This window comes from Variovorax sp. LjRoot84, from assembly GCF_964254305.1.
Lineage (GTDB): Bacteria > Pseudomonadota > Gammaproteobacteria > Burkholderiales > Burkholderiaceae_C > Variovorax.
In genome coordinates this window covers 304,182-323,289 of the sequence record NZ_CAXUTE020000002.1, presented here as the reverse complement: position 1 = coordinate 323,289, position 19,108 = coordinate 304,182, and the positions used below count along the sequence as shown (strand labels likewise).

The following is a 19,108-nucleotide window of genomic DNA, read 5'->3' as shown; positions in this document are numbered from 1 at the left end:
ATGTTTAGGATCGATTGATGCACACTGTCGATCAGTCAAACATGCCTGCGGTACCTGACCATGGCGATCAATTTCAACCTCAACGACCTGCAGGCGTTCCGCGCCGTCGCCGAACTGAACAGCTTTCGCAAGGCGGCCGAAGCGCTGCACGTATCGCAGCCCGCGTTCAGCAGGCGCATCGAGAAGCTGGAAGAAGCGCTCGGGGTACGGCTGCTGGAGCGGACCACGCGGCGGGTGAGCCTGACGGCGGTCGGGCGCGACTTCGACCGGAAGGTGCAGCAGCTGCTTGACGATCTGGACCTCACGCTGCTGGGCATCCGCGGGGTGGCGGCAACGCGCATGGGCGAGGTCACCATCGCTTGCGTGCCCTCGACGGTCTACTACTTCGTGTCGCAGGTAATCTCGCGCTATCACGAGCGATACCCGAAGGTCCGGGTCAAGGTCTTCGATGCGAGCGCCAACGAGGTGCTGGCCGCCGTGTCGCGCGGCGAGGCGGATTTCGGGCTTAACTTCATTGGGGGGCAGGAACCCGACATCGAGTTCAAGCCGCTGATGGAGGAGCGCTTCGTTGCCGCTTGCCGGCGCGACCATCCGCTCGCCGGCAAACGGAAGGTGAGTTGGACCGAACTGGCGCAGTACGACTACATCTCGGTGAGCAAGGCGTCCGGAAACCGCTTGCTGCTGGACCAGGCGCTATCTGGTTTGCCAGGGCGCCCGCAGGCGATCTACGAGGCGCAGCACGTCACGACGATGTTGGGCTTGGTCGAAGCCGGGCTCGGCGTTGCGGCAGTTCCCTCGATCGCCATGCCGGGCGCCGATCATCCGCTGCTGGTCAGCGTGCCGTTGGTTGAACCGGTCGTCAGTCGCAAGGTGGGCTTGATCCGGCGCAAGGGCCGCACCCTTTCTCCGGCCGCCATGCAGTTCTTCGAGTTCTTCTCAGAGATGAAGGGCAGGCGCGCCCAGGCCGGGAGAAAGCGCACCTCGGCTTGAAGGCTCAGCGACGCGCCGTCAGTACCCGATCGACCATCACGCCGGCCTGGCCAAGGTTGTTGACGGGGTCGCACATCGCGTCGAGCTGGGCGCGCGTGACATGCTTGCTGATCTCCGGGTGATCTGACAGGATCTCGATGAGCGGGCGATTCTTGCTAATCGCTTCGCGGCACAGGTCATACACAAGATCGTGAGCGTACTCGCGGCCGATGTACGGCCCCAGTCCCATCATCACGGCTTCAGACATCACCAAGCCGTTTGTGAGGTCGATGTTGGCGCGCATGCGGGTGGCGTCGACTTCGAGGCCCTTGAGGATGAATTTGGTCTGCTTCAGCGCCCCGGACATCAGGCAGAAGATTTCCGGCAAGGACACCCACTCGATTTCCCAAGGTCCGGTGGAGCGCTCGTGGTCGGCCACCATCGCATCCATGAGCGCAGCGACATGCTGGCGCGCCACGGAAATGTTGGCATGGATGTAGAGGCACGAGATCGGGTTGCGCTTTTGCGGCATGGTCGACGACGAACCGCGGCCAGGTGCAAATGGCTCGAACACCTCGGCGACTTCGGTCTGCATCATCAGCTTGACGTCCATCGCGATCTTGCCGAGCGAGCCGCCCACCAGTCCAAGGAAGGCGCCCACCTCCGCGATGGTGTCGCGCACGGTGTGCCAGGAGATCAGCGGCTGGGCAAGGCCAAGTTCCTTCATCAGTCCGGCCTGTGTTTCCATCGCGCCCTTCTCCAGCGACGACAGCGTGCCCGACGCGCCGCCGAACTCCCCCATCAGCACCCGCGGCTTGAGCTGCTGCAGACGCTCGCGGTGACGGTCGATACCGGCCAGGATGCTTGCCATCTTGTAGCCAAAGGTGATCGGTGTGGCCTGCTGCAGATTGGAGCGGCCGATCACCGGCGTATCGCGGTACCTTTTTGCCAGCGAGGCCAGCGCGTCGCCTATCTCGTCCAGGTCCTGCTCGACCAATGCGAGGCCTTCACGCATCTGCAGCACCGCTGCCGTATCGGTGATGTCCTGAGTGGTAGCGCCCCAGTGGCAATACTCGCCCAGCTTGTCGCGGCAGTTGGCGTTGATCTGGTTGACGACCGCAATGATTGGATAGCCGATCTGCTCGGTCTTGGCCTTGAGCTTCACCCAGTCGATCTGGGATAGCTCGCAGTTGCGGACGATCTCGTCTGCCGCATCCTTGGGGATGATACCGAGCTCGCCCTGCACCTTGGCCAGCGCGCGTTCGATGTCGAGGTACTTGGCGGTCCGGTTCTCGTCAGACCACACGTCGCGCATGCGCGCGTCGCTGAACATGTCGCCAAAGATGCGCGAGTCGATGATGGTGGAGGCCATGGTGTGGGATCTTTCTGGGCTGGATGTTGAGGGTAGGTTTATTCGCGGGCCAGGGCCAGCGTGCGTTGTGCCTGCAGCACCACAGGTCGATCGACCATGCGGCCATCGAGCCGCGCAGCGCCCGGGGACGCGGCATCGGCTGCCAGCACTCGCTGTGCCCACTCCAGTGCTTCTGCGGGGGGTCTTAGCGCGGTGTGAATGGGCTCCACCTGGCTCGGATGAATGCACAGTTTGGCGCCAAAGCCCACAGCACGCGCCGAAGCCAGGTCGGCCAGAAGGCGCTTGCGATCGTCCAGCCGGGGCGTGACCCCGGCAACCGGCGCCGGCAGGCCTGCCACGCGCGAGGCAATCGCGATGCGGCTGGCCGCGTAGGCGAGACCCGAGGCGTCGTTGTCAATCTCGATGTCCAGGTCCAATGCGAAGTCCAACGTGCCGAACACCAGGCGCGACACGCCCGCGGCGGCGACGGAGTCGACTCCGGCCACTCCGCGCGCACTTTCGATCAGCGCGAGAACGCTGGCTCCGGGCAGCGCGGCGAGCGTGGCCGCGACCTGCTGTGCAGACTCGGCCTTGGGCAGCAGAACGCTGCAGGCCCCGACCTTGCGCAGCGCCGTCAGGTCGTCATCGAACCACGGCGACGCGGCATCGTTGATGCGCACCACCGTGCGCGACCGGTCGCCCGCGGATGCGGAACGGAACCAGTCTGCGATCGCCTGGCGGGCAAGCGCCTTGTCGTCGGCTGCGACCGCGTCTTCAAGGTCCAGGATGACGGCATCCGCGCCGCTTGCCAGTGCCTTGCCGAAGCGTTCCGGCCGCGTGCCCGGAACGAAGAGGTAGGTGCGAGGAATATTGGAAGCAACGGACATGATGCCCACCTCAGACAGCCTTGGACGCGCGCAGCGCCTCGATCTCGGCCGCGCCGTAGCCCAGCTCGGCAAGGATTGCGTCGGTGTGCTGGCCGAGTGCCGGCACGGGGTCCATGCGCGGCCCCACGTCCCAGGTGCCGGGCGGCAGCATGGCGGGGAGCGGGCCGTTCGGCGAGCCGACTTCGGTCCAGCGCCCGCGCGCCTTCAGTTGCGGGTGGGCCCAGACATCATTCATGGTGTTGACCTGGGCATTGGCGATTTGCGCGAGTTCGAGCCGTTCGACCACCTGTGCCCTGGTCAGGGATGAGAAGGCTTCCACAATGATTCTGCGCAGCGCGTCGCGCTCGGCCACCCTCTTGAAGTTGGCTGTGAAGCGAGGATCGGCAGTCAGCGCCGGTCGCTGCAGCACCGTCTCGCAGAAACTGGCCCACTCGCGTTCATTCTGAAGGCCCAGCATCACCATGTTGCCGTCACCCGTGGGGAACGGGCCATAGGGGTAGATCGTTGCATGACTGGCGCCGGTTCGCGGTGGTGGTGCGGCGCCTTCGAAGGCGTAGTAGAGCGGATAGCTGGTCCATTCGGCGAGCGACTCCAGCATGGAGATGTCGATGCGCTGCCCCTTGCCGGTCTGGCCGCGTTGCAACAGCGCCGCGAGAATGCTGCTGTACGCGTACATGCCCGCGGCGATGTCGGCGATCGATGGACCGGCCTTGCACGGCTCATCGGGCGTGCCGGTGACCGAGACGAACCCCGCTTCGCTCTGAATAAGAAGATCGTAGGCCTTCTTGTCACGGTACGGACCGGGGTTGATCGGGTCGTCGCCATAGCCTGAGATGTCGCACACGATCAACCCCGGCTTTGCGGCGGACAGCATTTCATACCCGAGGCCGAGGCGCGCAGCGGCACCGGGCGCGAGGTTCTGTACAACGACATCTGCCTTCTCCAGCACCAGGCGTTCCAGAATCGTGGCCGCCTCGGGATGCTTGACGTCGAGCGTCAGGCTCTCCTTGGAGCGGTTGGTCCAGACAAAGTGCGACGCCAGTCCGTGCACGCGCTCGTCATAGCCTCGGGCGAAATCGCCCGATCCCGGCCGTTCGATCTTGACGACGCGTGCGCCGAGGTCAGCGAGTTGGCGCGTGGCGAAAGGCGCCGCGATCGCGTGCTCCAGCGTGACGACCGTGAGGCCCTTGAGTGGCTGCATGTGTTGCTCTATCCGAAGGTAGGTGGGTTGATGGAGATCAGCGCAGGACCGCAGTCGCGTCCATCGTGAGCCAGCCTTCGTGATCGGAGGCCCAGAGCCGGATGGTCTTTCCGTCGGCTTCAGGTTGTCCCTGGAGATGGAACGGATGCAGGTCGAATGTCGGGCGCACCGCCTTGAATCGAAAGCTGGCCACATCGGCTTGCGGCATCTGGCGCCGAAGGAGATCCATAAGCAGCGTTGCAATCAGCGGTCCATGCACGATCAGGCCGGGATAGCCCTCGACGTTGGTGACGTACTGCCTGTCATAGTGAATGCGATGGCCGTTGAAGGTGAGTGCCGAGTAGCGAAACAGCAGCACGTCATCCGGCACGATGGAGCGCCTCCATTGGGCTTCCGCAGGCGCGGCTTGTGGCGGTGGGGCGACGTCGTTCGGACCCTGAGCCTCGCGGTAGACGATGTCGTGGAATTCGACGAGCGCTGGTTCGCTGCTGTCGTTGCAGCGCACCTCGTGCCTGACCTTGACGAAGACAAGCGTGCCGGTGCGGCCCTCTTTGACGGTCACGTCGTCGATGGTCGAGGTTCGCGCGACCCGGTCACCGACTCGTATGGGCGAGCGAAACTCGAACTGGCTGCCGGCCCACATGCGGCGAGGCAGTGGCACCGGAGGAAGGAAGCCGCCGCGCTTGGCGTGCCCATCGGCGCCGATTTCCGACTGTCGATGCATCGGCAGGAAATACAACCAATGCCAAAGGTACGGCAAAGTGGTGCCGGTCTCGACGGGCACCGAAGGGTGATCCAGCGTGGCGGTCAGCGCGATGACGGGCGTCGGGTTAACAGCGTCCTGAATGGTCTCGCTGCGTCCGATCCAGGCACGAAGTTCTTCAGCTTGAAGAGTCACTCACTTGTCTCCAGTTGCGGCTCCTGTATCTGAGGAACCTTGCGAACGAGTCTCGCGCCTTGGCAGGACAAAGTGAATTGCAAGATTCAGAACGATTGATGCATCGGGCGCATAAACGATATGCTCGCGCAGGATCGGTCCGCGGCAATATCGGCATTGACAAGAACGGCCAGGCATTCGATCCGCAGTACTCCACTGCGCTCGAGGCCGGATTGAAGCTGCAAACGCGGGATCAGCGCCTGGGCGCCAATCTGGCGGTGTTCGACATCAAGAAGACGAACGTACTGACAGCAAGCGACACACCGGGATTCTCCGTTGCGGAGGCGAAGTCATGGAACAAGCGATTTCGTTCAAGCGTCGGCCTATTCCCCCCGCGGCGAGTTCCTTGAACGGACACATCAATTGAGCCTCGATCGACATCAAGGCCGCCGGCATCAAGCTCGATTGAAGCTGACGTACCAATCTGGAAGTGAGGTATTACCCTCGCACTCGGTTTTCGGGCGCAACCGATGCGATGAACTCCGACCTGCGCCGGGCAACTCAGACCGAAATCTTCTCCAGGTAATAGCAGCCTAGCCCGCGAACCGTTGCGACGCGCACCGGCCCCTTCTCTATCTTCTTGCGCAGGCGATGGATGTACACCTCAATCGCATTGAGGCTCACCTCCTCGCCCCATTCGCACAGGCGCTCCACCAACTGGTCCTTGCTGACCGGCCGCCCTGCGCGCTGCAGGAGCACCTCGAGCAGGCTCAGCTCCCGGCCCGACAAGTCCACCATCTTGCCGTCGAGCGTTGTCAATCGGCTGGCCTGATCGTAGACCAGCGGGCCATGCCTGATCGCGTTGCCGGAGATGCCCATGCCGCGTCGCGAGAGCGCGCGTACGCGCGCCTTGAGCTCCTCCAGGCTAAAGGGCTTGGCCATGCAGTCGTCGGCGCCGTTGTCCAGGCTCCTGACGCGCTCCTCCACGCTGTCTGCCCCGGTGAGTACAAGCACCGGTAGGTGCGACCCGCGGGCACGCAGGCGCCTGAGGATCTCGAGGCCGTCCATGGCGGGAAGGCCGAGATCGAGGATCAGCAGGTCGAACTCGCCATGGGTGATGAGGCTCGTATCTGCCTCCGAGCCGTTGGTCACGTGATCAACCACGGCGCCCGACGCACGCAGGGTGCGCAGGATCGAGTCGGCCAGCACCTGATCGCCGTCCGCGACAAGAATTTTCATGGTGATCTCTTACGTTGATCCCCTGACCACCGCTCACGGAGTCGCACGAGCCGCCAACGATTGACAAGCTGCGTCTTCGGTTCTCTCATGCAACGCCTCAATGCAGCTTGACGTGGGGCTCGGTGCGCCGCGTGATGAGCCGGGCCAGCGTGTCGAGCGAGACCTTGACCACGCCGTGCAGCGCGAGTTCGTGCATCTTGTAGAGCGACACGTACATTAGCCGTGCGAAGGCGCCTTCGATCATCAGGCTGCCGCCGATCAGGCCGCCCATCATGTTGCCCACCGTGCTGTACTCGCCGAGCGAGACCAGCGAGCCGAAGTCGCGGTAGCGGTAATCCTTCAGCGGCGTGCCGGCCAGGCGGCGACGAATCTGCGCGGCGACGTGCGAAGCCTGCTGGTGCGCCGCCTGTGCGCGCGGCGGCACGAAGCCGCCCTTGCCGCCGTTGGCCTCAGGCCAGGCGCAGGCTGCGCAGTCGCCGATCGCGAAGATGTCGTCGTCGCGCGTGGTCTGCAGCGTCGGGCGCACCGCGAGCTGGTTGCTGCGGTTGGTTTCCAGGCCCGCGATGTCCTTCAGGAAGTCGGGCGCCTTCACGCCCGCGGCCCATACCACCAGCTCGGCCGGCAGCGTGCGGCCGTCGGCCAGGCGCACGCCCTCGGGCAGCACCTCGGCCACCTTGGCCGAGGTGTGCACGTCCACGCCGAGCTCGCGCAGCAGATCCTCGGTGGCCTTGGACAAGCGCGGCGGCAGCGCCGGCAGCACGCGATCGGCGGCCTCGATCACGCTGACCTGGATGTCCTTCTCGGCATCCACGCGATCGAGCCCGTAGGCCACGACCTCGCGCGTGGTGCGATGCAGCTCGGCCGCCAGCTCCACGCCGGTGGCGCCGGCGCCGATGATGGCCACGTGCAGCTGCTCGGGGCGCAGCGGCGTGGTCTGCGCGTGCGCTCGGATGCAGGCATTGACCATGCGCATGTGAAAGCGCTGCGCGTCGGCCTTCGACTCGAGCCTGAGCGCATGCTCGCGCACGCCGGGCGTGCCGAAGTCGTTGCTGAGGCTGCCGATGGCGACGACCAGCGTGTCGTAGCCGAACGCGCGCGCCGGCGTGACCAGCCGGCCCTCGTCGTCCATGTAGGGCGCGACATGCACCTCGCGCCGCTCGCGGTCGATGCCGGTGAGCTCGCCGAGCCGGAAGCGGAAGCGGTGCCAGTGCGCCTGCGCGAGATAGTCGACCTCGTGCGCACTCATGTCCATGCTGCCCGACGCGATCTCGTGCAGCTTGGGCTTCCAGATGTGGGTGCGGTGCATGTCGATCAGCGTGATGTCCGCCATGCCGCGCTTGCCCAGCGTATCGCCGAGGCGAGTGGCCAGCTCCAGACCGCCGGCACCGCCGCCCACGATGACGACTCGGTGCTTGGACAAAGGGCTGTTCATGGTTGACTGCTCGTACAGGCGCGGGGGCACTTCAATGCGGCCGGGCCACGATGACCGATCGGTTCGCCGGGCACGGCCACCTTGTGGAGGTGCGCCAGCATTCCAGGCCGAGGCCCAGCGCTGCTACAGCTGCCCCTGGCACACGTACTTGATGTGCATGTAGTCGTCCAGCCCGTGCACCGAACCCTCGCGGCCGTAGCCGGACTCCTTCACGCCGCCGAAGGGCGCGGCCTCTGCCGCCAGGGCGCCTTCGTTGATGCCGACGATGCCTGATTCCAGCGCCTCGGCCACGCGCCAGATCCGGCGCACGTCGGTCGAGTAGAAGTAGGCCGCGAGCCCGAAGGGCGTGTCGTTGGCGGCGGCGATCACCTCGGCTTCGCTGTCGAAGCGCGTGATCGGCACCACCGGCCCGAAGGTCTCCTCGCAGCTGCAGGCCATGGTGGCATCGGCGTTCACCAGCACCGTGGGCGCGTAATAGTTCGGGCCCAGATCTACAAGACGCCTTCCGCCAGTGAGCACTTTGGCGCCCTTGGCGACCGCGTCCTGCACATGGCGCTCGATCTTCTCGACCGCGCGCGCATTGATCATCGGACCGATCTGCGAGCCCGGCTCGCTCGCCGGGCCCACCTGGAGCGCACCGACGCGCCCGGCCAGCTTGTCGGCGAAGGCGTCATGCAGGCGCTCGTGCACGAACACGCGGTTCGGGCAGACGCAGGTCTGGCCGCCGTTGCGGAACTTGGCCGCCATCAGGCCTTCGACGGCGGCATCGATATCGGCGTCTTCGAAGACGATGAAGGGCGCATTGCCGCCGAGCTCGAGCGAGAGCTTCTTCAGCGTGTCGGCCGAGCGGCGCGCCAGGTGCTGGCCCACCGGCGTGGAGCCGGTGAAGCTGATCTTGCGCACGCGCGCATCGTCCAGCCACACGTCCACCACCTCGGGCGTGCGTTCGCGCGAGGCAGTGACGATGTTGATGACCCCCGCCGGCACCCCGGCCTCCTGGGCCAGCTTGACCAGGGCCAGCGATGTCAGCGGCGTGTCCTCGGCCGGCTTGCACACCACGGTGCATCCGGCCGCGAGCGCCGGCGCGATCTTGCGCGCGATCATGGCGGCCGGGAAGTTCCACGGCGTGATGGTGGCGACCACGCCCACCGGCTCCTTCAGCGCGAACATGCGCCGTCCCGGCACCGGCGCGGGGATCACCTCGCCATTGGCGCGCGTGGCTTCCTCGGCAAACCACTCGACGTAGCTGGCGGCATAGGCCACCTCGCCCCGGCCCTCGGCCAGCGGCTTGCCCTGCTCGCGCGAAATGAGGCGGCCCAGGTCTTCCTGGTGCGCCATCACCAGATCGTTCCAGCGCTTGAGGATGCGGGCGCGCTCCTTAGCCGGCACGGCGCGCCAGGCGGGGAAGGCGGCATGCGCGGCATCGACGGCGGCGCGCGCGTCGGCGGCCGTGCCGTCGGGCACGCTGGCGAAGACGGCGTCGGTGGCGGGATCCGTCACGTCGAGGCGGCGTGCGTCGCTCGCCTCGCGCCATTCGGCGCCGATGAGATGGGTGCCGGGCATCAGGTCCTGGCGTTCGAGGGTCAGTGTCATGGTGTTTGTCATGGGGGGTTCAGGCTGCGGCGACGCGCTCGGCGATCGCGATGCCCATCTCGGTGGTCGATGCCGTGCCGCCGAGGTCGCGCGTGCGCGGGCCCTCGCGCAGCACCGCCTCGATGGCGGCGAGGATCGCATCGTGGGCGGCGCGGCCGGCGCCCTGCCCTTGGGTGAGGAAGTCCAGCATCAGCGCCCCCGACCAGATCATGGCGATCGGGTTGGCGATGTTCTGGCCGTAGATGTCGGGCGCCGAGCCGTGCACCGGCTCGAACAGCGACGGGAACCTGCGGTCCGGGTTGAGGTTGGCCGAAGGCGCCAGGCCGATGGTGCCGGTGGTCGCGGGGCCGAGGTCGGAGAGGATGTCGCCGAACAGGTTGCTCGCCACCACCACGTCGAAGCGCGTGGGCTGCAGCACGAAGCGCGCGGACAGGATGTCGATGTGCTGCTTGTCGACCTGCACCTCGGGATAGTCGCGGCCGATCGCGTCGGCGCGGCCGTCCCACCAGGGCATGCTGATCGCGATGCCGTTGCTCTTGGTGGCCACCGTCAGGTGCTTTCTCTTGCGCGCCTGGGCGAGTTCGTAGGCGTACTTCAGCACGCGGTCGGTGCCGTGGCGCGAGAACACCGATTCCTGGATCACGATCTCGCGCTCGGTGCCCTCGTACATCACGCCGCCGAGCGAGGTGTATTCGCCCTCGGTGTTCTCGCGCACCACGAGGTAGTCGATGTCGCCGGGCTGGCGGCCGGCCAGCGGGCAGGGCACGCCTTCGAACAGGCGCACCGGGCGCAGGTTGATGTACTGGTCGAATTCGCGGCGGAACTTCAGAAGCGACCCCCACAGCGAGACGTGGTCGGGCACGGTGGCGGGCCAGCCGACGGCGCCGAAGTACAGCGCGTCGACGCCCTTCAGTTGTTCCTTCCAGTCGTCCGGCATCATCTGGCCGTGCGCGGCGTGGTAGTCGCAGCTGGCCCAGTCGATGGTGCGGCAGTCGAGCTCGAAGCCGAAGCGCGCCGCTGCGGCCTGCACCACGCGCAGGCCTTCGGGCATCACTTCCTTGCCGATGCCGTCGCCGGCGATCAGCGCGATGCGGAAGGTGGGTGTCATTTCGGTTTTCCTCATGATGCTGCCGCGGCCTTGCGGTCCATGTCGTCGAGCCAGCCCTGGCGCAGCTCGGGCACCGAACGGGCGAGTAGTTCGTAGTAGGGGTGGTGCGGCCCGCGCTCGTAGTCGCAGCGCGCCACCTGCGCGAGCTTGCGGCCGTGCTGCATCACGACGATCTCGTCGCACACCGCGCGCACCGTGTGCAGGTCGTGGCTGATGAAGAGATAGGAGACGCCGAGCTCGCGCCGGAGCTCCGCCATCAGGTCCAGCACCGCCGCGGCGACCACGGTGTCGAGCGCGGAGGTCACCTCATCGCAGAGGATGAGGTCGGGATCGGCCGCGAGCGCGCGCGCGAGGTTCACGCGCTGCTTCTGCCCACCCGAGAGGCCGCCCGGCAGGCGAGCGGCCACCGAGTGCGGCAGCTTCACGAGATCGAGCAGTTCGCGGATGCGGCGTTTCAGCGGCTCGCCGCGCAGGCCCTTGTAGAACTCGAGCGGGCGCGCCAGGATGCGCTCGATGGTCTGCGAGGGATTCAGCGCCGTATCGGCCATCTGGAACACGATCTGGATGCGGCGCAGCTCGTCGCGGTCGCGCTGCTGCAGCGTCGGCTTGAGCTCGCGGCCGCGAAACAGCACGCTGCCGTGGCTGGGCTTCAAGAGGCCGGCCACGGCCCGCGCCAGCGTGGTCTTGCCCGAGCCCGACTCGCCGATCACGCCGATCGCCTGGCCGCGGTGGAGCTTCAGATCGATGTCCTGCAGGATCGGCTTGGCCGGACGCCCCTGCGCATCCACCGGGCCGTAGCCGGCCGAGAGCTGCTGTACATGGAGCAGCAGCTCGGGATCGTCGTTGGCTGCCTTGCCCGATTCGCGCGTTGCCGGCCGGGCGGCGGCCAGCAGGCACTTCGTGTAGTCGTCCACCGGTGCCGAGAGGATCTGCCCGGTCGCGTTCAGCTCACGCATTTTTCCGTCGCGCAGCACCAGGATGTGGTCGGCCATCTGCGCCACCACGGCGAGATCGTGGCTCACGTACACCGCAGTGGCGCGGCGCTCGCGCACCACGCGGCGGAAGGCGCGCAGCACCTCGATCTGAGTCGTCACGTCGAGCGCGGTGGTCGGCTCGTCGAGGATCACGAGCTCGGGGTCGCCGATCAGCGCCATCGCGGCCATCAGCCGCTGCAACTGGCCGCCGGAGACCTGGTGCGGGTAGCGCGCGCCGATGGTTTCCGGATCGGGCAGCGCCAGCTCGCGGAAGAGCTGCACCGCCTTCGCCTCGGCCTCGGCCCGCTTGCACAGGCCGTGGATGACGGTCGGCTCGACCACCTGGTCCATGATCGTGCGCGAGGGATTGAAGGAGGCGGCCGCGCTCTGCGCGATGTAGGAGACGGTGCGGCCGCGCAGCGCGCGCTGCTGCGGCGCATCGAGCGCCAGCACGTCGGTGTTGCCGATCTGCACGCGGCCGGCCGAGATGCGGCAGCCGTGGCGCGCATAGCCCATCAGCGCCAGCGCGGTGGTGGTCTTGCCGGAGCCCGACTCGCCGATCAGCGCCAGCACCTCGCCGGGCTGCACGGAGAAGCTCAAGGCATCGACCAGCGTGTTCGCGCCGGCGCAGATGCTGAGGCCCTGGACGGTGAGTGGTGCGCCCATCAGCGTGCTCCTCTTTCGCGGGCGGTGCGCCCCGGCAGGTTGTCGATGACGAGGTTGACCGCGATGGTCAGGCTCGCGATGGCCAGCGCCGGCACGATCACCGAGGCGCCGCCCATGGCCAGCGCGCCGATGTTCTCGCGCACCAGCGAACCCCAGTCGGCCGCCGGCGGCTGGATGCCCAGGCCGAGGAAGCTCAGGCTCGCCAGCAGCAGCACGACGTAGACGAAGCGCAGGCCCAGGTCGGCCAGCATCGGCCCGACGATGTTGGGCAGGATCTCGCGCAGCATGATGTAGAGCGTGCCTTCGCCGCGCGTGCGCGCCACGGTCACGTAGTCGAGCGCATTGATGTTGACGGCCAGCGAGCGCGCCATGCGGTAGGCGCCCGGCACGTAGATGATGCCCGCCGTGACCACCAGCATCGGCACCGAGGAGCCGAAGCCCGCCACCATGATGAGCGCGAACATCTTGCTCGGGATCGCGGTCAGCGTGTCCAGGCCGCGGCTGAGCACCGCGTCGATCCAGCGGCCGCTGGCGGCGGCCAGCAGCGCCAGCGTGGTGCCGGTGCCGCTGGCCAGCAGCGTGGCAAACAGCGCGACGCCGATCGTGTAGCGCGCCCCCTCGATGATGAGTGCCAGCATGTCGCGGCCCAGGTAGTCGGTGCCCAGCCAGTGCTTCGCGCTGATCGGCGCGAAGACGTTCGAGGTGCCCATGGCCGCCGTGCTGTGCGAGAGCAGCCAGGGGCCGAGCAGCGCTGCGAGCAGCCAGAACAGCAGCACCGCGAGGCCAAGCAGGCCGGAGGGGCCGAAGCCGCCGAGCCGGCGCAGCGGGTTGCTTCGACGCTCGGGTGGCGGGGCCGCGACGGAAGCCATGGCGTTCACGGCCGAGGTGGAGGTGGAGGTGGAGGTTTCCATGGAACTGGCCTCAACGGTGCCGCAGCCGCGGGTTGGCGAGGATGCCGCAGATGTCGGCCGTCGTCACCAGGATCAGGTAGGCGCAGCAGAAGATCATGGCGCAGGTCTGCACCAGCGGCATGTCGCGCTGCGACACGCCGTCGACCATCAGCTTGGCGATGCCCGGGTAGTTGAAGATGGTCTCGACGATGATCACGCCGCCCAGCAGGTACGACAGGCTCAGCGCCACGGCGTTGGCGATCGGCCCTACCGCGTTGGGCAGCGCATGCGCCAGCACCATGCGCATCGGCGAGGCGCCCTTGAGCCGCACCATCTCGATGTAGGGCGCCTCGAGCTGGTCGATGACCGCGGCGCGCGTCATGCGCATCATCTGCGCCACGATCACGCAGCACAGCACCAGCACCGGCATCGCGAAGGCGCGCAGCAACTGGCCCAGCGACTCGATGTCGTTGACGAAGGAGAGCGCCGGCAGCCAGCGCAGCTGGACCGCGAAGACCAGCACCGCGAGGGTTGCGACCAGGAACTCCGGCACCGACACCACGCCCACCGCCGTCGTCGAGGCGGCGCGGTCGAACCAGGAGCCGCGCCAGACCGCCGAGGCGATGCCGAGCGCGAGCGCGATCGGCACCGAGAACAGGGCCGTCACCGCCGCGAGCAGCAGCGAATTCGGCAGCCGGCTGGCGACCAGCTCGGCCACCGGCATCTGCGTCGTGGCCGAGCGGCCGGGGTCGCCCGTCACCATACCGAGAAGCCACTTCGCGTAGCGTTGGGGCGCCGGCACGTCCAGGCCCATCTGCGCGCGCAGCGCGGCGACCGCCTCGGGCGTGGCGTCCTGGCCGAGCTGTTCCTGCGCGGCATCGCCGGGCAGCACCGCGGTGATCGAGAAGACGATCACCGACACCGCCAGCAACGACAGCAGCGCCAGCGCGATGCGCTGGGCAAGAAGCTTCAGGATTACATGGTTCATCTCGGTGCTCCGTGGGGCGAGGCGAACGGCTGGGGAGGCGTCATGCCTCCAGCCATACGTTCTCGGCGAAGTTGTAGCCCATCAGGCCGCCCAGAGGGATGGGCGACAGGCCCTTGAGCTTGGACGTGTGGCCGTCGATGCTGGCGAGGAACAGCGGGATGCCGATGCCGGCGTCCTGGTGGATCATGGTCTGCATGTCGGCGTACATCTGCTTGCGCTTGGCCAGGTCGGTCTCGGCGCGCGAAGCCAAGAGCAGCTGGTCGAACTTCTCGCTCTTCCAGCGCGACTCGTTCCAGGCCGCGCCCGACTGGAAGAACTGCGTCAGCAGCACGTCGGCGCTCGGGCGCGGGTTGACGTTGCCGAAGCCCACATGGCTGTTGAGCCAGTGGTTCGACCAGTAGCCGTCGGCCGGCATGCGCTTGATGTCGATCTCCAACCCCGCGCGCTGCGCCGTCTGCTGCAGCAACAAGGCCATCTCCACCGAGTAGAGCGCGGCTGGCGATGCCACCATCGGCACCTTGCCGGTGACGCCCGACTTCTGCAGGTGGAACTTCGCCTTGTCGAGGTCGAAGGGGCGCTGCGGCAGGCCGGCGAAGTGGAAGCGGTTGGTCGGGTCGATCGGCTGGTCGTTGGCGACCACCGCATAGTCGAGCGCGATGGTCTTCTTCATCTGCTCGCGGTCGAAGAGGTGCTTCATCCCGAGCACGAAGTCCGGGTTGGCACCGGGGCCCACGTCCTTGCGCATCACGAGGTCGGAGTACTGGCCGGACTGGGTGACGAAGATCCCGAAGCCGGGCGTACCCTTCACGCGCTCCACCGAGCGCGGATTGACCGAGCCCACCAGGTCCATGCCGCCGGACAAGAGCGCATTGACACGCGCGCTCTCGTCGCCGATGCCCACGAACTCGATCTCGTCGAGGTAGGGCTTGCCGGGCTTCCAGTAGGCGTCGTTGCGCACCATCAGCGAACGCACGCCGGGCTTGAACTCCTTGAGCTTGTAGGGCCCGGTGCCGATGCCGGCATTGAAGTCGGTGGTGCCCTCCTTGACGATGTGGAAGTGGAAGGTGCCCAGGATCACCGGCAGGTCGGCGTTCGGCGCGCTCAGCACGAAGGTCACCTCGTTCGGGCCGGTGGCCTTGGCGCTCTCGATCTGGTCGGCGAGCACCTTGGCCTTGGATGCGGTGGCCGGGTCCTTGTGGCGCATGATCGAGAACACCACATCGGCCGGCGAGAGCGCCTTGCCGTCGTGGAAGCTCACGCCCTTGCGCAAGGTGAAGACCCAGGTCTTCGCGTCCTTGGTCGTGAACGATTCGGCCAGCGCGGGCTGCGGCGTCAGGCTGCCGTCCAGCGAGGTCAGGCCGTTGTAGATCATGTTGCCGCGCGAGTAGTCGGTCTGGTTCGACTGCTTGGCGGGGTCGAGCGTGTCGGTGGCGGCGGCGGTCGCGCCGGCCACGCGGATGCGCCCGCCCTTCCTGGGCGTCTGCGCATGCGCGGACATCGCCGCGCCCGCGATGCCGCCGGCCAGCGTGGCCTGCATACCGCCGGCCATCAGCATCGTGAGGATGTCGCGCCGCGAGGCGCCGCGCTTGAGCGACTCCATCACGCGAAGGCTTTCGCCGGGACCGACGAGGTTGTCGAAGCTCTTGTTGCTGCTGCTGTCGCTCATGGTGGGGTACTCCTCTGGTTGTCGATGAAGAAGGGCGCTCAGGCCAACCTGTCCTTGAGCGTGTAGTAGAGGCCGATCGCCGGCAGGAACCACGGCGGGCCGAAGTGGCCGGGAATGGCGGGCCAGTCGCGGCCCTGCCAGGGGTTGGCGAGCGCGTCGCCGCCCATCACGGCCGCCATGCGCTCGCCCATGTGGACCGACATCTGCGTGCCGTGGCCGCTGTAGCCCATGGCGTAGTAGAGGCCGTTGCGCTCGCCGGCGTGGGGCAGGCGGTCCTGCGTCATGTCGACCAGGCCGCCCCAGCAGTAGTCGAGCCGCACGGCGCCGAGCTGCGGAAAGGTCTCGGCCAGGCCCGCGCGCAGGATCTCGCCGCTCGCGGCATCCGTCTGCGGGCTGGAGACCCCGAAGCGCGCACGCCCGCCGAACACCAGCCGGTGGTCGGCGGTGAGCCGGAAGTAGTGGTGGATGTTGGCCACCGTGACGTAGGTGCGCCGGGCCGAGAGCAGGGCCTGCGCGCGGTCGGCGCCGAGCGGCTCGGTGACGACGATGAAACTGCCGATCGGCACGATGCGGCGACGCAGCCAGCCGAAGCTGCCGTAGCCGCCGTGGCGCGTGGCACCGGTGGCCAGCAGCACCTGCTGGGCGCTGACGGTGCCGCGCTCCGTGTGCAGCCGGTGCGCATGGCCGGGACCCAGCCGTTCGAGGCGGCGCACGGCGGTGCCGGTGTGGATCTGCGCACCGTGGCGCTCGGCCGCTGCCGCCAGGCCGTGAGCGAAGCGGCCCATGTGCATCTGGCCGCTGCGCTTGTAGAGCAGGCCGCCGTGGAAGCGCTCGCTCTGCACTTCGGCGTGCACGCGCGCCGCGTCGAGGATCTCGACCTCGCTGTCCACGCCGTCGGCGATGAGGCGCTCGGCGCTGCGTTCGAGCGCCGCCATCTGGTTCGGCCGCGTCGCAAGCTTGAGCTTGCCGTTTCGCAGGAAGTCGCAATCGATGTCTTCGTCGCGCACCAGCCGCGCCACCGTGTCCACCGCATCGTCGTAGGCGCGGTACCAGGCACGGGCCCGCTCGACGCCGACCTTGGCGGCGACATCGGCGTAGTCCACCGCCAGCCCGTTGTTGACATGCCCGCCGTTGCGGCCCGAGGCTTCGGCCGCCACGCGCTCGCCGGCCTCCAGCACCGCCACCGTGGCGCCGCGCTTGGCCAGCGCCAGCGCCGCCGACAGGCCGGTGAAGCCGCCTCCGACGATCGCGACATCCACCTGCGCCGGCAGCTCGCACGAGCGCGGGGCGAAGGCGGGCGCCGAATCGGTCCAGTAGGAGTCGAGCTTCATTGCGTGGTGCACTTGCAGAATTTCAGAGGCCGACCACGCCCGGCAGGCCGCCGATGTCCTTGATCTCGACATAGCGGTAGGCCGGATTGCCCGGGCCGTGGCCGCGGTTGACGAAGACCTTGTTGACGATGCCGAGGTCGTCCGCCGACATCAGGTCGTAGCGCAGGCTGGAGGACACGTGCAGCACGTCTTCGGGGTTGCAGCCCAGCGAGTCGAGCATGTACTCGAAGGCCTGCAGGCGCGGCTTGTAGGCCTGGGCCTGCTGCGCGGTGTAGACGCGGTGAAAGGGCGCGCCGAGCATGGCCACGTTCTTCTGGATCTGGCTGTCCGAGGCGTTCGACAGGATCACCAGCGGGATCTCCTTGGCGATCTTGGCCAGACCGGCGGGCACGTCCTCATGAGGAGTCCAGGTCGGCACCGCGTCGTAGTACTTCTGCGCTTCGTGGTCGAAGTACTGGATCTTCCACTTCTTGCAAAGCCGGCGCACCGCGTTCTTCAGCACCACCTCGTAGGGCTGCCAGTCGCCCAGCACCTCGTCGAAGCGGTAGGCCGTGAAGTCGGCGATGAACTGCTCCATGCGCTCGGCCGGAATGCGGTCAGCAAAGATGTCGCGCGTAAGTTCGCCCATGCGAAAGCGCGTGAGGGTGCCGTAGCAATCGAAGGTGATGTACTTGGGACGGATGCTCATGGTCTCTGTTCCTTGGATGAGAGATGTAAATGCGACGAACTCATGACGAAGCGATTGCAGCACGCACAAGCGCTCGGGTTGTAGGGAAATGGGGCGCCCGGCGCACGAAAGCTGCGGTTTGGAGGGGGTGCGGCGGCATGCCGTGCGGTCTGCCCCTCGCGTGTGCAGCGACGCACCTCGGTGCGTTGCTGCGCAGGCGATGGGCACGCTCTTGAAGCGGCAGCGGCTGCGCCATGCTCAGGCCATGATCCACACCTTGCGCACAGTCTCCAGGGTGCGCCAGGTGCCGGTGTAGCCGGGCTTCATGATGAAGCAGTCCCCGGCCTTGTAGGTCACTGGGGGCTGTCCGTCCTCGGTGAGCTCGACCACGCCGGACAGGATCAGGCAGAACTCCCAGGTCTCGCCCTTGATGGAGCGGTTGACGCCGGGTGTCGACTCCCACACGCCAGCACGCACCTTGTCGTCCTTGGCGCTGTCGACGTCCCAGTTGCGGCACACGATGTCGCCTTCGATGACGCGTTCGGCCGGCGGCCGGTATTCGCGAGGTTCTCCGAGCTGGTCGAAGTTGAAGTTGATGAGCAGATTTTTTGACATGAAGAGTGGACTCTCAGGAGGGTGGAACACGACCCTGATGCTATGTTTGGGTGTCCCCGCGTGGGTGCCGAAGCCGATGCCGAAAACGGTGACAAATGCGCGATTGGCTGCCGGCAAAGCGCAATCTGCTTTGCGCGGGCAATGCGTGAGACTGCCGCGATCAGTTGGAGAAGTCGTTGCCTGCCGCCAATGCCGGGCCGATCTTGGTGACGGCCTGCGTGATCGGGAAGTTCCAGGGTGCGACGGTCGCAACGACCGTAGGGCTCACCGCCGAGTATTTAGGCGCGTGCACGAGGCGCTCCCGTCGCCCGATACGAAGTCTGGAATGCGACTTGCGCGTTGCTCACCGCGCGGTCGACGATGACTGCAGCAGCGATCGGCCCTCGGCGTAGACCATCCCATCGGACGGGCAACGAACCTCCAGCACCTCACCCTCGCCATCGCCATCGCCATCGACCAGCACACCCCCGATGAAGTGTCCGTTCGGAAAGGAGGTCCTGTTGGGATCGAAATCAAGCATGTTCAAGTCCGGGTCGAAGCTTTGCATGGCGATCGATCCTAGGGAGATTGACTCAGCATTTGTATGCGTAAGCAGGCCCTCCGCCGCAGCGAATTGCAAAACAGGCGCGCTTTGCAGGCGAAGCTTGCGAGTTG

Annotated in this window: 18 protein-coding genes and 1 pseudogene; 2 read left to right on the top strand and 17 right to left on the bottom strand. The window is 66.9% G+C overall.

The window, feature by feature from the left end; genetic code table 11:
* The first annotated feature begins 60 nt into the window (after nucleotides 1-60).
* Nucleotides 61-990 carry a LysR family transcriptional regulator gene (locus tag ACSQ9I_RS32215; RefSeq protein WP_436316105.1) on the top strand — a complete coding sequence of 310 codons (930 nt, stop codon included), beginning with the start codon at nucleotides 61-63 and terminating at the stop codon, nucleotides 988-990.
* A gap of 4 nt (nucleotides 991-994) precedes the next feature.
* On the opposite strand, the gene ACSQ9I_RS32210 is transcribed toward ACSQ9I_RS32215, so the two are convergent.
* The 4 genes from ACSQ9I_RS32210 to ACSQ9I_RS32195 are packed head-to-tail and all read right to left on the bottom strand — an operon-like array spanning nucleotide 995 to nucleotide 5,306.
* The gene (locus ACSQ9I_RS32210; RefSeq protein WP_436295081.1) at nucleotides 995-2,341 is read right to left on the bottom strand and encodes a class-II fumarase/aspartase family protein; all 1,347 of its coding nucleotides are present in this window, start codon (nucleotides 2,339-2,341) and stop codon (nucleotides 995-997) included.
* A gap of 38 nt (nucleotides 2,342-2,379) precedes the next feature.
* On the bottom strand, nucleotides 2,380-3,207 hold the full coding sequence (locus tag ACSQ9I_RS32205; protein ID WP_436295151.1) for an HpcH/HpaI aldolase/citrate lyase family protein: 828 nt from the start codon (nucleotides 3,205-3,207) through the stop codon (nucleotides 2,380-2,382).
* A gap of 10 nt (nucleotides 3,208-3,217) precedes the next feature.
* On the bottom strand, nucleotides 3,218-4,408 hold the full coding sequence (locus tag ACSQ9I_RS32200; RefSeq protein ID WP_436316104.1) for a CaiB/BaiF CoA transferase family protein: 1,191 nt from the start codon (nucleotides 4,406-4,408) through the stop codon (nucleotides 3,218-3,220).
* 37 nt (nucleotides 4,409-4,445) lie between these two features.
* Entirely contained in the window at nucleotides 4,446-5,306 is an 861-nt protein-coding gene (locus tag ACSQ9I_RS32195) for an FAS1-like dehydratase domain-containing protein (RefSeq protein ID WP_436296952.1), read from the bottom strand.
* A 119-nt stretch (nucleotides 5,307-5,425) separates the two neighbouring features.
* Here ACSQ9I_RS32195 and ACSQ9I_RS32190 point away from each other — a divergent pair.
* Nucleotides 5,426-5,638 (top strand): annotated as a pseudogene (locus tag ACSQ9I_RS32190) (TonB-dependent receptor domain-containing protein); the annotation flags it as partial.
* A 208-nt stretch (nucleotides 5,639-5,846) separates the two neighbouring features.
* On the opposite strand, the gene ACSQ9I_RS32185 reads toward ACSQ9I_RS32190, so the two are convergent.
* From ACSQ9I_RS32185 to ACSQ9I_RS32125, 13 genes are all read right to left on the bottom strand, one after another.
* Nucleotides 5,847-6,524, bottom strand: coding sequence for a response regulator (locus ACSQ9I_RS32185; RefSeq protein WP_436295085.1), 678 nt, complete (start codon nucleotides 6,522-6,524; stop codon nucleotides 5,847-5,849).
* A gap of 97 nt (nucleotides 6,525-6,621) precedes the next feature.
* Nucleotides 6,622-7,956: an NAD(P)/FAD-dependent oxidoreductase gene (locus ACSQ9I_RS32180; RefSeq protein ID WP_436307368.1), complete on the bottom strand. Its 1,335-nt coding sequence runs from the start codon at nucleotides 7,954-7,956 to the stop codon at nucleotides 6,622-6,624.
* A gap of 123 nt (nucleotides 7,957-8,079) precedes the next feature.
* Nucleotides 8,080-9,549 carry an NAD-dependent succinate-semialdehyde dehydrogenase gene (locus ACSQ9I_RS32175; protein WP_436316103.1) on the bottom strand — a complete coding sequence of 490 codons (1,470 nt, stop codon included), beginning with the start codon at nucleotides 9,547-9,549 and terminating at the stop codon, nucleotides 8,080-8,082.
* Nucleotides 9,550-9,568: 19 nt separating this feature from the next.
* A complete protein-coding gene (locus tag ACSQ9I_RS32170; RefSeq protein ID WP_436316101.1) occupies nucleotides 9,569-10,657 on the bottom strand; it encodes a tartrate dehydrogenase in 1,089 nt (362 codons plus the stop codon).
* An 11-nt stretch (nucleotides 10,658-10,668) separates the two neighbouring features.
* Nucleotides 10,669-12,297 carry an ABC transporter ATP-binding protein gene (locus ACSQ9I_RS32165; RefSeq protein ID WP_436316100.1) on the bottom strand — a complete coding sequence of 543 codons (1,629 nt, stop codon included), beginning with the start codon at nucleotides 12,295-12,297 and terminating at the stop codon, nucleotides 10,669-10,671.
* Entirely contained in the window at nucleotides 12,297-13,166 is an 870-nt protein-coding gene (locus ACSQ9I_RS32160) for an ABC transporter permease (protein ID WP_436306342.1), read from the bottom strand. The genes ACSQ9I_RS32165 and ACSQ9I_RS32160 overlap by 1 nt, the downstream gene beginning before the upstream one ends.
* A 52-nt stretch (nucleotides 13,167-13,218) precedes the next feature.
* Nucleotides 13,219-14,175, bottom strand: coding sequence for an ABC transporter permease (locus tag ACSQ9I_RS32155; protein ID WP_436295090.1), 957 nt, complete (start codon nucleotides 14,173-14,175; stop codon nucleotides 13,219-13,221).
* Between the two features lie 40 nt (nucleotides 14,176-14,215).
* Nucleotides 14,216-15,841, bottom strand: a complete 1,626-nt coding sequence (locus ACSQ9I_RS32150; RefSeq protein ID WP_436316099.1) for an ABC transporter substrate-binding protein — start codon at nucleotides 15,839-15,841, stop codon at nucleotides 14,216-14,218.
* 38 nt (nucleotides 15,842-15,879) lie between these two features.
* On the bottom strand, nucleotides 15,880-17,172 hold the full coding sequence (locus tag ACSQ9I_RS32145) for an NAD(P)/FAD-dependent oxidoreductase (RefSeq protein WP_436316098.1): 1,293 nt from the start codon (nucleotides 17,170-17,172) through the stop codon (nucleotides 15,880-15,882).
* Nucleotides 17,173-17,194: 22 nt separating this feature from the next.
* Nucleotides 17,195-17,860 (bottom strand): haloacid dehalogenase type II, encoded by a 666-nt coding sequence (locus tag ACSQ9I_RS32140; protein ID WP_436316097.1) that lies wholly within the window; start codon nucleotides 17,858-17,860, stop codon nucleotides 17,195-17,197.
* Nucleotides 17,861-18,097: 237 nt separating this feature from the next.
* Complete coding sequence (locus ACSQ9I_RS32135; RefSeq protein WP_436295094.1) at nucleotides 18,098-18,454, bottom strand: cupin domain-containing protein; 357 nt, start codon at nucleotides 18,452-18,454, stop codon at nucleotides 18,098-18,100.
* Between the two features lie 160 nt (nucleotides 18,455-18,614).
* Complete coding sequence (locus ACSQ9I_RS32130; RefSeq protein ID WP_436295095.1) at nucleotides 18,615-18,746, bottom strand: aldehyde dehydrogenase family protein; 132 nt, start codon at nucleotides 18,744-18,746, stop codon at nucleotides 18,615-18,617.
* 51 nt (nucleotides 18,747-18,797) lie between these two features.
* A complete protein-coding gene (locus ACSQ9I_RS32125) occupies nucleotides 18,798-19,001 on the bottom strand; it encodes a hypothetical protein (RefSeq protein WP_436295096.1) in 204 nt (67 codons plus the stop codon).
* Nucleotides 19,002-19,108 lie beyond the last annotated feature (107 nt).

Bases quoted from the DNA above. Each gene is read 5' to 3' on its own strand.
- ACSQ9I_RS32215 (WP_436316105.1), top strand. From the start codon at position 61: ATGGCGATCAATTTCAACCTCAACGACCTGCAGGCGTTCCGCGCCGTC.
- ACSQ9I_RS32210 (WP_436295081.1), bottom strand. From the start codon at position 2,341: ATGGCCTCCACCATCATCGACTCGCGCATCTTTGGCGACATGTTCAGC.
- ACSQ9I_RS32205 (WP_436295151.1), bottom strand. From the start codon at position 3,207: ATGTCCGTTGCTTCCAATATTCCTCGCACCTACCTCTTCGTTCCGGGC.
- ACSQ9I_RS32200 (WP_436316104.1), bottom strand. From the start codon at position 4,408: ATGCAGCCACTCAAGGGCCTCACGGTCGTCACGCTGGAGCACGCGATC.
- ACSQ9I_RS32185 (WP_436295085.1), bottom strand. From the start codon at position 6,524: ATGAAAATTCTTGTCGCGGACGGCGATCAGGTGCTGGCCGACTCGATC.
- ACSQ9I_RS32180 (WP_436307368.1), bottom strand. From the start codon at position 7,956: ATGAACAGCCCTTTGTCCAAGCACCGAGTCGTCATCGTGGGCGGCGGT.
- ACSQ9I_RS32175 (WP_436316103.1), bottom strand. From the start codon at position 9,549: ATGACACTGACCCTCGAACGCCAGGACCTGATGCCCGGCACCCATCTC.
- ACSQ9I_RS32170 (WP_436316101.1), bottom strand. From the start codon at position 10,657: ATGACACCCACCTTCCGCATCGCGCTGATCGCCGGCGACGGCATCGGC.
- ACSQ9I_RS32165 (WP_436316100.1), bottom strand. From the start codon at position 12,297: ATGGGCGCACCACTCACCGTCCAGGGCCTCAGCATCTGCGCCGGCGCG.
- ACSQ9I_RS32160 (WP_436306342.1), bottom strand. From the start codon at position 13,166: ATGGCTTCCGTCGCGGCCCCGCCACCCGAGCGTCGAAGCAACCCGCTG.
- ACSQ9I_RS32155 (WP_436295090.1), bottom strand. From the start codon at position 14,175: ATGAACCATGTAATCCTGAAGCTTCTTGCCCAGCGCATCGCGCTGGCG.
- ACSQ9I_RS32150 (WP_436316099.1), bottom strand. From the start codon at position 15,841: ATGAGCGACAGCAGCAGCAACAAGAGCTTCGACAACCTCGTCGGTCCC.
- ACSQ9I_RS32145 (WP_436316098.1), bottom strand. From the start codon at position 17,172: ATGAAGCTCGACTCCTACTGGACCGATTCGGCGCCCGCCTTCGCCCCG.
- ACSQ9I_RS32140 (WP_436316097.1), bottom strand. From the start codon at position 17,860: ATGAGCATCCGTCCCAAGTACATCACCTTCGATTGCTACGGCACCCTC.
- ACSQ9I_RS32135 (WP_436295094.1), bottom strand. From the start codon at position 18,454: ATGTCAAAAAATCTGCTCATCAACTTCAACTTCGACCAGCTCGGAGAA.
- ACSQ9I_RS32125 (WP_436295096.1), bottom strand. From the start codon at position 19,001: ATGCAAAGCTTCGACCCGGACTTGAACATGCTTGATTTCGATCCCAAC.